The following is a 14,059-nucleotide window of genomic DNA, read 5'->3' as shown; positions in this document are numbered from 1 at the left end:
GAACGGCTCGTCGGCGGACGACGCCGTGCCGCGGTGCGGTGTCAGCCGACCTGGATGCCGATCAGACACGTGTCGTCGTCCGTGTCGGACCGGCTCTCGGCGAGGAGGCGGTCCAGCTGCCCGTCCAGATCCCCGGCTCCGGCGCCCGCCGCGTTCACGAGATGGCGGAGCGAGTCCTGCACCGAGGAGTCCCGCCGTTCCACCAGCCCGTCCGTGAACATCAGAAGGGTGTCATCCGGTTCGAGCTGCACCTCCCGCTCGACGTACGTGACGTCGGGCAGGGCTCCGAGGAGCAGGCCCTCGATGAGGGGGAAGGCGTCGGCCTCGCCCCCGCGGACGAGTACGGGCGGCAGGTGGCCCGCGCGCGCCCAGCGCATCACCCTGGTGCTCGGGTCGAAGAGGCCGCAGACAGCCGTGGCCGTCACGTGCTTGGCCAGGTGATGGGTGACCGTGTTCAGCCAGGACAACAGCTGGGCGGGGCCCGCACCCGTCACGGCGAGGCCGCGCAGGGCGTTGCGCAGCACGACCATGCCGGTGGCCGCCTCGATGCCGTGACCGGCGACATCGCCCACGGACAGCATGATCAGCCCGGAGGGCAGCACCACGGTGTCGTACCAGTCACCGCCGACGAGCGACTCGGTCTCGGCCGGCCGGTAGCGGACGGCGACCCGCAGGCCCGGGGCCTCGATGGCCGGTGGGGTGGGGGGCATGATGGCGTGCTGGAGCTGGAGGGCCAGCCGGTTGCGTTCGGCGGACTCGGCCTCGGTGTGGGCGAGTTGGTCCCTGGTCGCGGCCAGCGCGACCTCGGTCCAGTGCTGGGCGGAGATGTCCTGGTAGGCGCCGCGCACGGCGTACAGCTGCTGGTCCGCGTCGAGGACGGGCTCGGCGACGACCCGGATGTGGCGGGTGATTCCGTCGGGCCGCTGGAGGCGGAGATTGACCGAGGCGGGACGGCGGTGGCGGAGCACCGCCCGCAGGAAGCGGACGAGGGCGGCGGAGTCGTCCGGATGGGCGTAGCCGGGCAGTTCCTGCAGCCGTACCGGGGGCGCGGTGGCCGGGAGTCCGTGAAGCGCGTAGAGCTGCGCGTTCCAGGTGGTCTCTCCGGTGGCGAGGTTCTCCTCGAAACCGCCGATCCGGCCCAGGCGCTGGGCGTGCTGGAGGATGTCGGCCAGCCGGGCCGTCTCGTCCTCGATCCGCCAGATCAGCAGGACGGCGGCGCCGTGACGGCTGACGCTGATGTCCGCGACCGAGGTGAGCGGGATCTGGTCGACGAGCGCGGTCAGGCTCATGCGTTCAGCTCTGAAGGGCTCGCCCGTCGCGTGCACGCGCTCGATGATGTCGAACAGGCCGCCGTCGCCGGCGGCCGTCGGATAGGCCTCCAGCAGCAGCGCACCGTTGACGTCACCGCGCGGCCGTCCCACCGGGTCGACGAACCGGCTGCCGGCATGCCGGATACGGAAGTCACTGAGCCGGCCCTCGGGGTCGAGGACCGGAGTGAGCACGACGGCGGGATCCTGGAGTCCCTCGGCGAGGTCGATGAGCTCGGCGACGTCCGGGAGCACCGCCTCGGTGGTCGTGAGGTCGCGCGGGGGTGAGGCATCCATGGTGCGGGCGCACAGCTCGGCGAGGGCCTCGACTTGGCGCTCGATCTGCGGTGGCTGTGGCGCCAGGGGCTGCGGCCAGCAGATTTCTAGGACGCCGTGGATCCGTCCGCCCGTCCCCGTGGGTACGGCCATCCGTCCGCCGTCGGGCCACTGGAGGTGGCCGATCGAGGGCAGCCCTTCGCGTTTGAGGCGGGCGAGGGTGACCAGTCGGCGCTCCCGCAGCGCGAGGCGGGCGACGGTGGAGACGCCCGGGGGTACGTGGCGCCAGCGGGCGGCCTCCCCGGGGCGGAATCCGGCGTGGCCGGCGAGGGCCAGCGAGCCGTCGGGCACCGCGGTCCACACGGCGACGGCGACCGCTCCCAGCGGGCCCAGGGCGTTCGTCAGGAGGGACTCGGCCACGGCCTGGGTGTCGGCGGCGGCCAGCATGCCGCTCTCGGCGGTGCGCAGCCGGACCGAAACCGCGGAGTGCTGCACGGCCGGGTCGCCGGCCGCACCGGTGCGCTCGACGAACTCGGCGGCGATCTCGCTGACGTGGTCACGGGACGCCTGGTTGACGATGTCGGCGGCGAGTTCCAGGGGGGACATCCCGCTGTCACGGCACAACACGTCGAGCTGCCGTGCCGCCGCGGCCGGGGTGCAGTGCAGCTGCCCGATCAGAATGCCCTTGGCCAGTTCGACCAAGGCTCGGCCGTCGGCGGCCGCCTGCGCCTCCAGCACCTCCCGGCGCAGCCGTTCGACCGTACAGACGAGGCGCCCCTCCGGGGTCGGTGCCTGGCGCGGGACGGCGCGCGCGGGCTGATCACCGACCGGCGCTCGCTGTGGGCGCGCATCATCGTGCCGCTGCGTGTCCCCGGTCATCGCGTGAGCCAGTGACGGACGCGGGCGATGAGGTCATCGGCATCCACCGGCTTGGTCACGTAGTCGCTGGCTCCCGCGGCGAGGCTCTTCTCCCGATCCCCGGGCATCGCCTTGGCGGTGACCGCGATGATGGGCAGGCCCTTGTACGCCGGCATCCGCCGGATCTCGGCGGTGGCGGCGTAGCCGTCGAGTTCGGGCATCATCACGTCCATCAGGATGAGGTCGACACCCGTGCTGTGGGTGAGGGCGTCGATGCCCTTGCGGCCGTCCTCGGCGTGGAGCACGTGCATGCCGTGCAGTTCCAGGATCCCGCTGAGGGCGAAGAGGTTGCGTGCGTCGTCGTCGACGACCAGGACGGTGCGTCCTGCCAGGTCGCCGTCGAGCACACGGGCGGCCTGCTGCCGCTCCGTGACGCCGTGTACGGGGGGCAGCACGTCCCCCGGCTGCTCGGCAGACACGTGGAGTGCGATACGTTCCCGCAGCTCGTCCAGACTGGACAGCAGTTCCACGTGGAGTGATGCGGACCGCTCCCGCAGGGCCTGCTCCTGACCTGTTCTGACCCGGGGGTTGTTGTGGGCGAGGACGGGGAGCGAGGAGAGGGCCGGGTCTCCCTGGAGCGCGTCGAGGAAGCGCAGCGCTTCGCCGTCGGGCATGTCCAGTTCCAGGACCACGCAGTGGAAGGGGTCGGATGCCAGGGCGGCGGCGGCCTCGCGCGAGCTCGTGGCATTGACCACCTGGATCCCGCCGCGCTCCCCCGTCACCTCATGGCGGGGAGCGAAGTCCAGCGCGGCGCTCCCGGCGACGAGGGAGAGCAGGCCGTTCGGCCGTTCCTCGATCACCAGCAGGCGGCGGGCCCGCCGTTGCGCCGGGAGCACGGGCGTGCCCGGACGGCCCGGACCGGCCGCCCCGGACGTGCCGCCGGGCGCGAACGGCACAGGAGCGTCGGTATGGGGGGCGTCCTCGTAGTCCGCGCGGCTGACCGGCAGGTAGAGGGTGAAGGTACTGCCCTGGCCGGGTGTGCTTTCCGCGACCACGGACCCGCCGAGGAGCTGGGCGATCTCGCGGCTGATGGAAAGGCCGAGGCCGGTCCCGCCGTACTTGCGGCTGGTGGTGCCGTCGGCCTGCTGGAAGGCCCCGAAGACGGACTCCAACTGCTGCTCGGGGATGCCGATGCCCGTGTCCCGTACTCGGAAGGCCAGCACGGGTCCGCGTCGGGGAAGCCCGGCGGGGATCTCGGGGGCCGTCGCCGGTTCGATACGGAGCTCGACGCCGCCGCGCTCCGTGAACTTGACTGCGTTGGACAGCAGGTTGCGCAGGATCTGGCGCAGCCGCGAGTCGTCGGTGAGCAGGTCGTCGGGGGCGTCGGGGGCGGTGGTGACGGTGAAGTCCAGGCTCTTTTGCATGGTCATCGGCCGAAAGGTGGCATCGACGTAGTCGAGAAGCTGTGGCAGGTCCACCCGCTCGGGATTGATGTCCATCTTTCCGGCCTCGACCTTCGACAGGTCGAGGATGTCGTTGATCAGCTGGAGCAGGTCCGAGCCGGCCGAGTGGATGATGCCCGCGTACTCGACCTGCTTGGGGGTGAGGTTGCGCGACGGGTTCTGTGCGAGCAACTGGGCGAGGATGAGAAGGCTGTTGAGCGGGGTACGCAGCTCGTGGCTCATGTTGGCCAGGAACTCGGACTTGTAGGTGGAAGCCAGTGACAACTGTTGTGCACGGGTCTCCAGTTCCTGCCGGGCCTGCTCGATCTCCAGGTTCTTGGCTTCGATGTCGCTGTTCTGGCTGGCGAGGAGGGCAGCCTTCTCCTCCAACTCCGCGTTGGAGCGCTGGAGTTCCTCCTGCTGGACCTGGAGTTCCTCCGAGCGCGCCTGGAGTTCGCCGGTCAGTCGCTGGGACTCGCCGAGGAGCTCGTCGGTCCTCGCGTTGGCGACGATCGTGTTGACGTTGGCGCCGATGGTCTCCATCAACTGGGCAAGGAAGTCACGGTGTACGGGGGTGAAGGCGATGAAAGAGGCGAGTTCGATCACCCCCAGGACCTGGTCGTCCACCACGATCGGCAGGATGATCAGGCTGCCCGGGGTGGTGTGTCCCAGTCCGGAGGAGATGACGTAGTCGCCGGGGACCTGGTCGGTGGCGATGATCCGATGGCTGCGGGCCGCCTGCCCGACGAGGGACTCGCCGAGGGCGAACCGGGTGCCCACCTCGGAATCCGCGGGACGGCCGTAGGAACCGACGAGGGTGAGCACCGTGCCGCCGGGGCGGTCCTCGGCGAGGTAGAAGGCGCCGTACTGGGCGGCAACGAGCGGCGCCAGTTCGTCCATGACGAGTTCGGCGACAACGGCGAGATCCCGGTGGCCCTGCATCAGGCCCGAGATGCGGGCCAGGTTGGACTTGAGCCAGTCCTGCTCCTGGTTGGCCCGGGTGCTCTCCCGCAGCGAACCGACCATGGAGTTGATGTTGTCCTTGAGTTCGGCGACCTCGCCCGAGGCATCGACCGTGATCGAGCGGGTCAGGTCGCCCTCGGCGACCGCGCTGGCGACCTCGGCGATGGCCCGGACCTGGCGGGTCAGGTTGCCGGCCAGCTCGTTGACGTTCTCCGTCAGGCGCTTCCAGGTGCCGGAGACGCCCTCGACTTCGGCCTGGCCGCCGAGCCGGCCCTCGCTGCCGACCTCGCGGGCGACCCGGGTGACCTCGGCGGCGAAGGCGGAGAGCTGGTCGACCATCGTGTTGATCGTGGTCTTCAGCTCCAGGATCTCCCCGCGGGCGTCCACGTCGATCTTCTTGGACAGATCGCCGTTGGCGACGGCCGTCGTGACGAGGGCGATGTTGCGGACCTGGCCCGTGAGGTTGTTCGCCATCGAATTGACGTTGTCGGTGAGGTCCTTCCAGGTGCCCGCGACATTGGGTACCCGTGCCTGGCCGCCGAGCCGGCCTTCGGTGCCGACCTCGCGGGCCACCCGCGTCACCTCGTCGGCGAACGCGGACAGCGTGTCGACCATCGTGTTGATGACGCCGGCCAGCGCGGCGACCTCGCCCTTCGCCTCCACCATGATCTTCTGAGAGAGGTCCCCGCGGGCGACGGCGGTGGCCACCTGGGCGATGGACCGCACCTGTCCGGTCAAGTTGGAAGCCATGACGTTGACGTTGTCGGTGAGGTCCTTCCAGGTGCCGGAGACGCCCCGTACGGTGGCCTGGCCGCCGAGGTTGCCCTCGGTCCCCACCTCGCGGGCCACCCGTGTGACCTCGTCGGCGAACCCTGAGAGCTGATCGACCATCGTGTTGATGGTCTCCTTCAGCTCCAGGATCTCCCCGCGCGCGTCCACCCGGATCTTCTGCGTCAGATCGCCCTGGGCAACGGAGGTGGTGACCTCGGCGATCGAGCGCACCTGGGCGGTCAGGTTGTCGGCCATGACGTTGACCGATTCCGTCAGGTCCTTCCAGGTACCGGAGACCCCCTTGACGTCCGCCTGACCGCCGAGCCTGCCCTCGGTGCCAACCTCGCGGGCCACCCGCGTGACCTCCCCGGCGAACCCTGAGAGCTGATCGACCATCGTGTTGATGGTCTCCTTCAGCTCCAGGATCTCCCCCCGCGCGGTGACGGTGATCTTCTGCGAGAGGTCGCCCTTGGCCACGGCGGTCGCGACCTGCGCGATGGAACGTACCTGGGCCGTGAGGTTTCCGGCCATGAAATTGACCGAATCCGTGAGGTCCAGCCAGGCGCCCCCGACTCCCGGTACGTCGGCCTGGCCGCCGAGTGTCCCCTCGGTGCCCACCTCACGGGCGACCCGCGTCACCTCGGAGGTGAACAGCGACAGTTGGTCGGCCATCCCGTTGAAGACGGTGGCGATCTCCCCGAGCAGCCCGTCGGCCGCATCCGGCAGCCGGGTACGGAAATCCCCGTCCCGCACGGCTGTCAGTCCGGCCAGCAGCAGGCGCAGCTCCGATTCGCCGATCCCGCCCTCGCCCTCGCCCTGAAGCGCCGTCGACCCGCTCAGTGACTCCGAGCCCGTCCGCTCAGCCATCCGCCAACCTCACTCTAGGAAACGACCGTGCCGGCGCGCGGGACAGGAACACGGCACAAGAGCGCACCGGATCCCGTGGCCCGGCCGCAGGTTCCGCTTTCGCCGCACGTTCGGCCGATGAAGGCTATCGCCGCCGAACGGACGATAAGGCACAGGCGATCAGTCTGAAGCAGCGCTTCCGCACAGTGGTGCGCAAGCCGCGCGGTGTTTGCGAAAGAGGCGGGTAGACGAACCGGTGACAAACACCACACCGGACGAAGTGGGGTGAGGGCATTGGCGGTCAAGGCAGTGGGCTGGGCACGTTCGTTTCCGATTTCGAGGGGGGTGCGGGCAGCACGGCAGTGGACCGCCGTACACCTGGCGTCGCTGCCGTGGAACAACTGGGCTGCGGACACGGTGCATTCCGTGCTCCTCAGCGTCTCCGAGCTCGTCACGAACGCCCACCTGCACGCGGTCGGCACCGCTCACCTCGTACTCACGTGGGACGGCGCGTGCCTCCATGTGAGCGTCGCCGACTCCGACCCCCACCTGCCCAGCCCGCCGGTGACCGACGCCGATGCCGGCGCCACGTCCGGTCGGGGGCTGGGTATCGTCACCACACTGGCCGACTCCTGGAGCGTCCACTCATGCCACGGCGGCAAGGCGGTCACGGCGTGCTTCCGCCCCCGGGGCGGACCCGGCCCCCACACCGGCTGACCGACTGCCCGGGCCGATCCGCGCCGGTCAAGACGCGTCGAGGGCGTCTTCGACGGTCGGATACAGGGAGAGGACGGTATCGGCACCGGTCAGGGCGAACAAACGGCGCAGCTGCTCGCAGGGGGCGGCGATCCGTAGGGTGGTGAGATGGTGCAGCCGCAGCAGCAGGTTCAGGAACGACGAGTCGCCGAAGGTGACGGAGCCCGCGTCCAGCACCACCAGCCGGTGCTGATCCGCTGCAGAGACGAGCGCCTCCTCGAGCGGGGCCAGTGTGTCCTGGTCGAGTTCCCCTTGCGCGGCCACCACCCACCCGGCCCCGGCCGGGTAGCTCTCCCCGACCACGCCTTCGTGGTACGCGTCCCGTGCTCCGGTCATGTCCGCCTCCCCGGATCGTCACCTGTACGGCCTCCGCAAGGGAGTATGCCTGCTCACAGACCGGACGAGGGACGCCGAGACCGCGGCACACGCACCGTTGGCCGAGACCGCCTCCCCGGCTGGGGGCGGACCCGAAGGAGGCGGCAAGGTCCGTGTAAGACCGCGAAGTCCGGGCAGGAGCGCCCAGGCAGCCGTCAGTCAATCGGGAGGGAACGGCCACCATGTCTCGCTCGGCCACCGCCGTAAGCCCCATGCCTGCAACAGACGCGCAGATCACGCCCGCTCCGACCGGCACCGTGGGAGCCCCAACGCAGGACGTGGACCTGTTCCAGGTGGAGAACGCCCGTGAGATGGCGCCCGCCGACGCACGCGAACTTTCGAAAGTCTTCTTCGGGAGGCTTCGCTCCCTGGAAGAGGGCACGCGCGAGTACCAGTACGCCCGCAACACCCTGATCGAGATGAACCTCTCCCTCGTGCAGTTCGCCGCGCGGCGTTTCCGCGCCCGAACCCTGGGCGGCAGTCTGGACATGGACGACATCATCCAGGTGGGGACCATCGGCCTCATCAAGGCCATCGACCGCTACGACCCGGAGCGCGGGGTCGAGTTCTCCACCCTCGCCCTCCCCTACATCACCGGTGAGATCAAGCGGTACTTCCGCGACACCACCTGGGCCGTGCACGTCCCCCGCCGCCTCCAGGAACTGCGTACGGAGCTCGCCAAAGCCCGGGAGGCACTGACCGACGTCCTGGGCCGGGCCCCGACGGTCAAGGAGGTCGCCCAGCACCTCGAACTCACCGAGGAACAGGTCATCGACGGGCTGGTCGCCGCGAACGGCTACACGAGCGGCTCCCTGGACACCACCGTCGCCGAAGGCGACGAGCCGTCGACGACGAGCCGGACGACTCGGCCGCTGGCGGACCAGCTCGGTGACCTTGACCCCGCCATGGAACTCTTCGAGGAGTTCCACACCCTCGCACCCCTGCTGGAGCAGCTGGACGACCGCGACCGGCTGATCCTGCAGATGCGCTTCGGCCAGGAGAAGACCCAGGCGGAGATCGGCGCCGAACTCGGCATCACGCAGATGCAGGTCTCGCGTCTGCTGTCCCGGACCCTGACCCGGCTGCGCGCCGGAATGCTCTCGGCGTAGGCAGCAGGCATGCCATCCCCCGGCCGACACGACCGGCCCGTCCCGCCCGGCGGTGCCCAGGCGCTCTACGACGACGTGGTGTGGGCGGACGCGGTCGTAAGGAGTGCGACCGCAGGGGCGAGCCCGGGTACGGCGCCGACGCTGACCGCCCGGCCGTTGCGCGACCGTCCCGGTGCCCTCCTGAGCGGCAGCTGCGACCTCGACACGCGGCCGATCCTCTGCGCGGCGCTCGGCGTCGTCACCCGGATCCCCGGCCCGGTCGTCCACCTCGATCTCTCCGCCGTGGCCTTCCTCGACACGGCAGCGGTCGCCGCCCTGTTGCAAGCCGCCGCCACCGTGACCGGGCAGGGGCGCCGCCTGCTGCTCCACCACCCGCCGTACTCGCTCCGCAAGGTAGTGGAATTGTTCCCGGACGAATGTGCCGCGCTGGAGGTCGCAGCATGATCAACCTTCCTGCGCCCGCCGCCCCCGGGGCCTTCGTCCACCCCGCCCTCTTCTACCAGGGGCAGGAGGAGTACCTGGCAGGGGTGGGAGGGTTCGTGCGTGCCGCCCTCGCGGCCGACGAGCCGGTGCTCGTGGCCGTGCCCGGCCCGCAACTGGACGCTCTGCGCGAGAGCCTCGACGCGGGTACGGCCGAGGTCACCTGGACGGACATGACGCAGTTGGGCCGCAATCCCGGCCGCATCCTGGCCGCCTTGCAGGAATTCGTCGACCGGCACGCGGGCCGGCCGGCCCGGATCGTGGGCGAACCGATCTGGCCCGGCCGATCGGAGGCCGAGATGCTCGAGGCCACACGCCACGAGGCCCTGATCAACACTGCCTTCGCGGGGCGACAGGCCACCATCCTGTGCCCGTACGACGTCCTGGGCCTCTCGGCCTCGGTGGTGTCCGATGCCCGGCGTACACATCCCACATTGATCGAGAAGGGCGAGGACCTGCTCAGCCCGGACTACGCCGACGCCCCCTCGGTCTGCGCCGACTGCGATCACCCCCTGCCCGAACCCGACGGCGGTGCGCCCTGGCTCGAGTACGCCCACGGGGAGCTGGGCACTGTGCGCGACCACACCGAGGCCTGGGCCCGCCGCACGGCCCTGAGCGCGGCGCGGCGCGGCGATCTGATCCTCGCGGTCAGCGAGGCCGCCGCCAACTCCCTCTCCCACGGGGGCGGGAGGGGCTCGCTCCGGCTGTGGAGCACCGGTGCCGGGATCGTGGCCGACGTCCGCGACAGCGGCCGCCTGGCCGACCCGCTGGCGGGGCGCCGCCGGCCATCCCTGGCGTCGGTCAACGGCGGCCGCGGTCTGTGGATGATCCATCAGCTGTGCGACCTGGTCGAGATCCGCGCCTCGGACAGCGGCTTCACTCTGAGACTGCACATGGCAACCCCTTGAAGCCGGAGCTCCCCTAGACTGACGCCGGCACACTCGTTGTCCGGGTTCCGGGGGGTACGGAAGGTTCAGGACACCGACCGTGAAGAGGCCGGCGGGACCGCAACGGTGCCCGCGAACAGATACCAGCGTCAACGGCGGGGGTGAGAGTCCACAGTGGAAACCATCGGACCGGAAACCGGCGATCCGCTGCGTACCGGTCTCTCCGTTGCGGGGCAGCGCCGTCGGCTCGCCCTGTCCGGCGTCCGCGGCCATGTCGCCAAGGGCCGCGATTTCACGCGCCAGGCCTTGCAGGACTGGGGCTGGAACGGGAACGCGACCGCCGAGGACGCCCTGCTCCTCGTGTCCGAACTGCTGACCAACGCGTCGCTGCACGCGGGTGGTTGCGTCGAACTCGCGCTCACGGCCGGTGAGGTCCTGCGGATCGAGGTCTTCGACGGCACGACCACGCCGCCCCGGCGCCACCCGTCACCGCAGCGAGGCCTCCCGGGTGGCCACGGCCTGTACATAGTGGAGCGTCTCTCCGATCGGTGGGGCACCGTCACCCACGAGAACGGCAAGGCCGTCTGGGCGGAGATCGAGGCGTCCCGGCTGACCTCGGGCAGGTCCACGGGCCGGTGACCCGGCCGGGTCCGTCCTGCACCTCAACGCGGTCGTACTGACTGGCCGTCCCGCACCTGCGTCCCCGTACGGGCGCGTGATTGCGGCAGACGCGGGCAGGCGCGCGGTATGAACGCGAATCCGCTCACCTCCCTGGCCCTGGCCCCGACGCCCGGCCCCGCCTGGCTCCACCTGGCCGTCATCGCCCTCGCCCTCCTCGTCCTGGTCCACACGCTGGCCCGGCACCGATAGGAATGCCCGCTCGGGGGCAGGTGCGCAGGAGTCAGTGGCCTCAGCAGGCCCGGGAGGGAAGCAACACCATGACATCGATGGCACGTCCGAAGGTTCTCGTGGTGGGCGCCGGATTCGCCGGCGTGGAGTGCGTGCGCCGCCTGGAACGGCGGCTCTCCCCCACCGAGGCGGAGATCACCCTCATCGCCCCGTCCTCCTTCCAGCTCTATCTACCACTACTGCCACAGGTGGCCGCCGGGGTCCTGACCCCGCAGTCGATCGCCGTGTCCCTGCGCCGCAGCCGCCGGCACCGTACACGCATCGTTCCGGGTGGCGCCGTCGGCGTGGACACCCGGGCGAAGGTGTGCGTCGTACGGAAGATCTCGGGCGAGCTGACCTCACAGGGCTACGACCACCTGGTTCTGGCCCCGGGCAGCGTCACCCGCTCCTTCGACATCCCCGGGCTCGCCGAGTACGCGCGCGGTATGAAGACCCTCGCGGAGGCCGCCCATCTGCGCGACCACGTCATCGCCCAACTCGATCTCGCCGACGCCTGCGAGGACGAGGCGGAGCGCGCATCACGGCTCTGCTTCGTCGTCGTGGGCGGCGGCTACGCCGGCACCGAGACGGCGGCCTGCCTGCAGCGGCTCACCCACCACGCGGTCCGGCGCTACCCGCGCCTGGACCCGCGGCAGATCCGCTGGCACCTCGTGGACAAGGCGCCGACGCTGATGCCCGAACTCGGCGAGAAACTGGGCAAATCAGCCTTGGACGTGCTGGGTCGGCGGGGCATCGAGGTGTCGCTCGGCGTCTCCGTCTCCAAAGCTGGGCCGGACGAGGTGACGCTCACCGACGGCCGCGTCCTGCGCAGCCACACTCTGATCTGGACTGCCGGGGTGACCGCCAGCCCGCTCATCGCCACGCTGGAGGCCGAAACCGATCGCGGGCGGCTCGTGGTCGCCCCCGACCTGACGGTGCCCGGCCTTCCGGGAGTCCTCGCGCTCGGCGACGCGGCCGCGGTTCCCGACCTCGCCGCAGGCGGGGAAGGGGCGGTCTGCCCGCCCACCGCCCAGCACGCCCAGCGGCAAGGACGCAGGGCCGCCGACAACCTCATTGCGGCCTTGCGCCACCAGCCGCTCCTGCCGTATCGACACAAGGACCTGGGGCTCGTGGTGGACCTGGGCGGACGTGACGCCGTCTCCAGGCCGCTCGGCATCGAGCTGCACGGCCTGCCCGCGCAGGCGGTGGCTCGGGGGTACCACTGGGCGGCGCTGCGCACCAATGTGGCGAGGACGAGGGTGCTGACGAACTGGATCCTCAACGCGGTGGCGGGCGACGACTTCGTACGGACGGGCTTCCAGGCCTGGAGGCCGTCGACCTTGCGGGAGTTCGAGCACACCGATGCGTACCTGACGCCCGAACAGGTCCGCGAGCACACGGCCTCCCTGCGTGCGGGACGCCTTCCGTAGGGGCTGTCCAGCCGATCGACCGCCCGGGCGATTCCGGCGGCCCGCAGCGGGCGGGCCTCGCGTTGTCTCCCGCGGTGGGGCGGACCGCCGGGTCTGCGGCATTCCTGGTCCCGGATCCTGGAGACGACGTCGTCGTACCGGCGCTACCCGTGGTGTCGGCGGCCACCGGCGGCGTCACCGGCCGCTCCCAGGATCCGGAGACCGGCCGCGACGACGAGCAGAATGATCGCCGCGCTCCGCAGGATCGTGTCCTCCGTCAGGCGGGGACGGCGCAACCCGCACACGCATCCGGCAGCGACGCCCCCGTTGGCAGGCAGGCCGTTCGGGTGCAGTCGAGGCCATGCCGGGATGGCGGCCGAATGCCGGGTAGGCGTCGTGTATGGACACACACACCCTCGATACCTCGACGACGGCCGGGCACACCGCGGCACTCGACACTGCATCCGCATGGTGGCTGACGGCCCTGGACCGGCTCGAACGAACGACGGTGGCCGATCCGGCGATCGGGGTTCTCCAGCGCGGAATCCGCGCGCTCCCCCTGGGCGGGATGCGTGATCTTTTGCGCGGCAGGCCGCTGGGCCACCCTGTGCATCCCGTGCTGGTCCAGGTACCGATCGGCTGCTGGCTGTCAGCCGCTGTACTGGACGTCGTACCGGGTACACAGCGCGCGGCAACGACCCTCACCGCCGTCGGGCTGGCCGGGGTCGCCCCGGCAGCGGTCGCCGGCTGGGCGGACTGGGCGGACCTGCCGCCCGAGCAGGCACGGGTCGGACTGGCCCACGCGGTCTCCAACGTGGCTGCGGTGGCCTGCTACACCGCGTCCCTGGCGGCTCGGCTCCGCGGCTGCTCAACGAAGGGCAGGCTGTGGTCATGGGGCGGGCTGACGGCAGTGGCCGTCACCGGTGCGCTGGGCGGGCACGTGGCCTATCGACAGGCCGTCGGAGCACATCCCGCAACCTAGGCAAGACCGCGGCACCGTCCACCGCAGCCGGCGTGCGGACGGGGCCTGCCCTTCCTTCAGCGTGGCGCTCCGTGTGTATGGACCGCTTCGAGCCCGGCACGTTCATCGGCTCGGGCACGGCCTTCGGATCACCGGGCCACGGCACCGAGGCGCTGCTCGAGCGGGCGGACGGCGACCCCGTGCACGGCCCGGCGGCGGGACCGGCGGCGCAGCGCCGCATGGCCTTGGCCAGCCGGGCCTGGTCGAGGTAACGGCCGAAGGTCGGATCCAGGTCCAGGTCGGTCATGAGGTTCGCGAAGAGCCCTGCGCGGATGCGGTCGGCGCGGCCGCCGCCGAACTCGTCGTACTCGGGCCTCCTCAACCGATCGGGGCCCGTCGGACAGCTCGGTAAAGGCCGAAGCGGCGGCCGACGGTGCGCGCAGCGAGGTCGCCGTGCAGCACCCGCAGCGGCAGCCGCCGCCGCAGGTCGTTCAAGCGTGCCGTGACCACGGCGGGCCGGGAGACGTCGACGGCCGTGACCCGGGCGCCCCGGCCCGCTGCATGCAGGGCCAGGGCGCCCGTGCCGGTCCCGATCTCCAGGGCGTCCGTACCGGTCCCGAGGTCTTCGTACGAAAGGGCTTCGACAAGGAATCGGGCGTCCGCCTGAGCACGAAATACACCCGGAAGGGCCAACAGCCCGCCGGACATCCTTCCCGAGGCAATAGCCATTT

General features: G+C 70.9%; 13 protein-coding genes and 1 pseudogene. 9 read left to right on the top strand and 5 right to left on the bottom strand.

The window, feature by feature from the left end; translation table 11 throughout:
- Positions 1-41 precede the first annotated feature (41 nt).
- On the bottom strand, positions 42-2,462 hold the full coding sequence (locus tag OHT74_RS37410) for a SpoIIE family protein phosphatase (protein WP_328622748.1): 2,421 nt from the start codon (positions 2,460-2,462) through the stop codon (positions 42-44).
- Entirely contained in the window at positions 2,459-6,484 is a 4,026-nt protein-coding gene (locus tag OHT74_RS37405; protein ID WP_328622747.1) for a HAMP domain-containing protein, read from the bottom strand. Before OHT74_RS37405 ends, OHT74_RS37410 begins: the two co-directional genes overlap by 4 nt.
- A 324-nt stretch (positions 6,485-6,808) precedes the next feature.
- Here OHT74_RS37405 and OHT74_RS37400 point away from each other — a divergent pair, with 324 nt between their 5' ends.
- The gene (locus tag OHT74_RS37400; RefSeq protein ID WP_328622746.1) at positions 6,809-7,180 is read left to right on the top strand and encodes an ATP-binding protein; all 372 of its coding nucleotides are present in this window, start codon (positions 6,809-6,811) and stop codon (positions 7,178-7,180) included.
- A gap of 27 nt (positions 7,181-7,207) precedes the next feature.
- Here the strand turns inward: OHT74_RS37400 and OHT74_RS37395 are convergent, their stop codons facing one another.
- The gene (locus tag OHT74_RS37395; RefSeq protein WP_267002355.1) at positions 7,208-7,555 is read right to left on the bottom strand and encodes an STAS domain-containing protein; all 348 of its coding nucleotides are present in this window, start codon (positions 7,553-7,555) and stop codon (positions 7,208-7,210) included.
- A gap of 221 nt (positions 7,556-7,776) precedes the next feature.
- Between OHT74_RS37395 and OHT74_RS37390 the strand changes: the two genes are divergently transcribed.
- The 8 genes from OHT74_RS37390 to OHT74_RS37355 all read left to right on the top strand — a co-directional run bounded on the left by OHT74_RS37390 (position 7,777) and on the right by OHT74_RS37355 (position 13,600).
- The gene (locus OHT74_RS37390; protein WP_443047636.1) at positions 7,777-8,703 is read left to right on the top strand and encodes an RNA polymerase sigma factor SigF; all 927 of its coding nucleotides are present in this window, start codon (positions 7,777-7,779) and stop codon (positions 8,701-8,703) included.
- Positions 8,704-8,712: 9 nt separating this feature from the next.
- A complete protein-coding gene (locus OHT74_RS37385) occupies positions 8,713-9,147 on the top strand; it encodes an STAS domain-containing protein (protein WP_328622745.1) in 435 nt (144 codons plus the stop codon).
- Entirely contained in the window at positions 9,144-10,091 is a 948-nt protein-coding gene (locus tag OHT74_RS37380) for a sensor histidine kinase (RefSeq protein ID WP_267002351.1), read from the top strand. The genes OHT74_RS37385 and OHT74_RS37380 overlap by 4 nt, the downstream gene beginning before the upstream one ends.
- Positions 10,092-10,244: 153 nt before the next feature.
- Positions 10,245-10,709 (top strand): ATP-binding protein, encoded by a 465-nt coding sequence (locus OHT74_RS37375; protein WP_328622744.1) that lies wholly within the window; start codon positions 10,245-10,247, stop codon positions 10,707-10,709.
- A gap of 108 nt (positions 10,710-10,817) precedes the next feature.
- Positions 10,818-10,940, top strand: a complete 123-nt coding sequence (locus OHT74_RS37370; RefSeq protein WP_266671105.1) for a hypothetical protein — start codon at positions 10,818-10,820, stop codon at positions 10,938-10,940.
- Between the two features lie 77 nt (positions 10,941-11,017).
- Positions 11,018-12,388, top strand: coding sequence for an NAD(P)/FAD-dependent oxidoreductase (locus OHT74_RS37365; protein WP_328622743.1), 1,371 nt, complete (start codon positions 11,018-11,020; stop codon positions 12,386-12,388).
- 379 nt (positions 12,389-12,767) lie between these two features.
- Positions 12,768-13,349: a DUF2231 domain-containing protein gene (locus OHT74_RS37360; RefSeq protein WP_328622742.1), complete on the top strand. Its 582-nt coding sequence runs from the start codon at positions 12,768-12,770 to the stop codon at positions 13,347-13,349.
- Between the two features lie 77 nt (positions 13,350-13,426).
- Positions 13,427-13,600 (top strand): hypothetical protein, encoded by a 174-nt coding sequence (locus OHT74_RS37355; RefSeq protein ID WP_328623507.1) that lies wholly within the window; start codon positions 13,427-13,429, stop codon positions 13,598-13,600.
- Here OHT74_RS37355 and OHT74_RS37350 read toward each other — a convergent pair.
- Both OHT74_RS37350 and OHT74_RS37345 read right to left on the bottom strand, forming a co-directional pair.
- A pseudogene (locus tag OHT74_RS37350) lies at positions 13,540-13,698 on the bottom strand (iron-containing redox enzyme family protein); the annotation flags it as partial. The gene OHT74_RS37355 and the pseudogene OHT74_RS37350 overlap by 61 nt on opposite strands.
- A gap of 8 nt (positions 13,699-13,706) precedes the next feature.
- Positions 13,707-14,057, bottom strand: coding sequence for a methyltransferase domain-containing protein (locus OHT74_RS37345; protein ID WP_328622741.1), 351 nt, complete (start codon positions 14,055-14,057; stop codon positions 13,707-13,709).
- Positions 14,058-14,059 lie beyond the last annotated feature (2 nt).

Origin of the sequence: Streptomyces sp. NBC_00354, assembly GCF_036106915.1 — a bacterium.
Lineage (GTDB): Bacteria > Actinomycetota > Actinomycetes > Streptomycetales > Streptomycetaceae > Streptomyces.
Note: the sequence above shows the minus strand (reverse complement) of the source record. Positions and strands in the feature narration are given on the sequence as shown.

Coding starts and splice junctions, on each gene's coding strand:
- OHT74_RS37410 (WP_328622748.1), bottom strand. CDS start 2,462: ATGACCGGGGACACGCAGCGGCACGATGATGCGCGCCCACAGCGAGCG.
- OHT74_RS37405 (WP_328622747.1), bottom strand. CDS start 6,484: ATGGCTGAGCGGACGGGCTCGGAGTCACTGAGCGGGTCGACGGCGCTT.
- OHT74_RS37395 (WP_267002355.1), bottom strand. CDS start 7,555: ATGACCGGAGCACGGGACGCGTACCACGAAGGCGTGGTCGGGGAGAGC.
- OHT74_RS37390 (WP_443047636.1), top strand. CDS start 7,777: ATGTCTCGCTCGGCCACCGCCGTAAGCCCCATGCCTGCAACAGACGCG.
- OHT74_RS37385 (WP_328622745.1), top strand. CDS start 8,713: ATGCCATCCCCCGGCCGACACGACCGGCCCGTCCCGCCCGGCGGTGCC.
- OHT74_RS37380 (WP_267002351.1), top strand. CDS start 9,144: ATGATCAACCTTCCTGCGCCCGCCGCCCCCGGGGCCTTCGTCCACCCC.
- OHT74_RS37370 (WP_266671105.1), top strand. CDS start 10,818: ATGAACGCGAATCCGCTCACCTCCCTGGCCCTGGCCCCGACGCCCGGC.
- OHT74_RS37365 (WP_328622743.1), top strand. CDS start 11,018: ATGGCACGTCCGAAGGTTCTCGTGGTGGGCGCCGGATTCGCCGGCGTG.
- OHT74_RS37360 (WP_328622742.1), top strand. CDS start 12,768: ATGGACACACACACCCTCGATACCTCGACGACGGCCGGGCACACCGCG.
- OHT74_RS37355 (WP_328623507.1), top strand. CDS start 13,427: ATGGACCGCTTCGAGCCCGGCACGTTCATCGGCTCGGGCACGGCCTTC.
- OHT74_RS37345 (WP_328622741.1), bottom strand. CDS start 14,057: ATGGCTATTGCCTCGGGAAGGATGTCCGGCGGGCTGTTGGCCCTTCCG.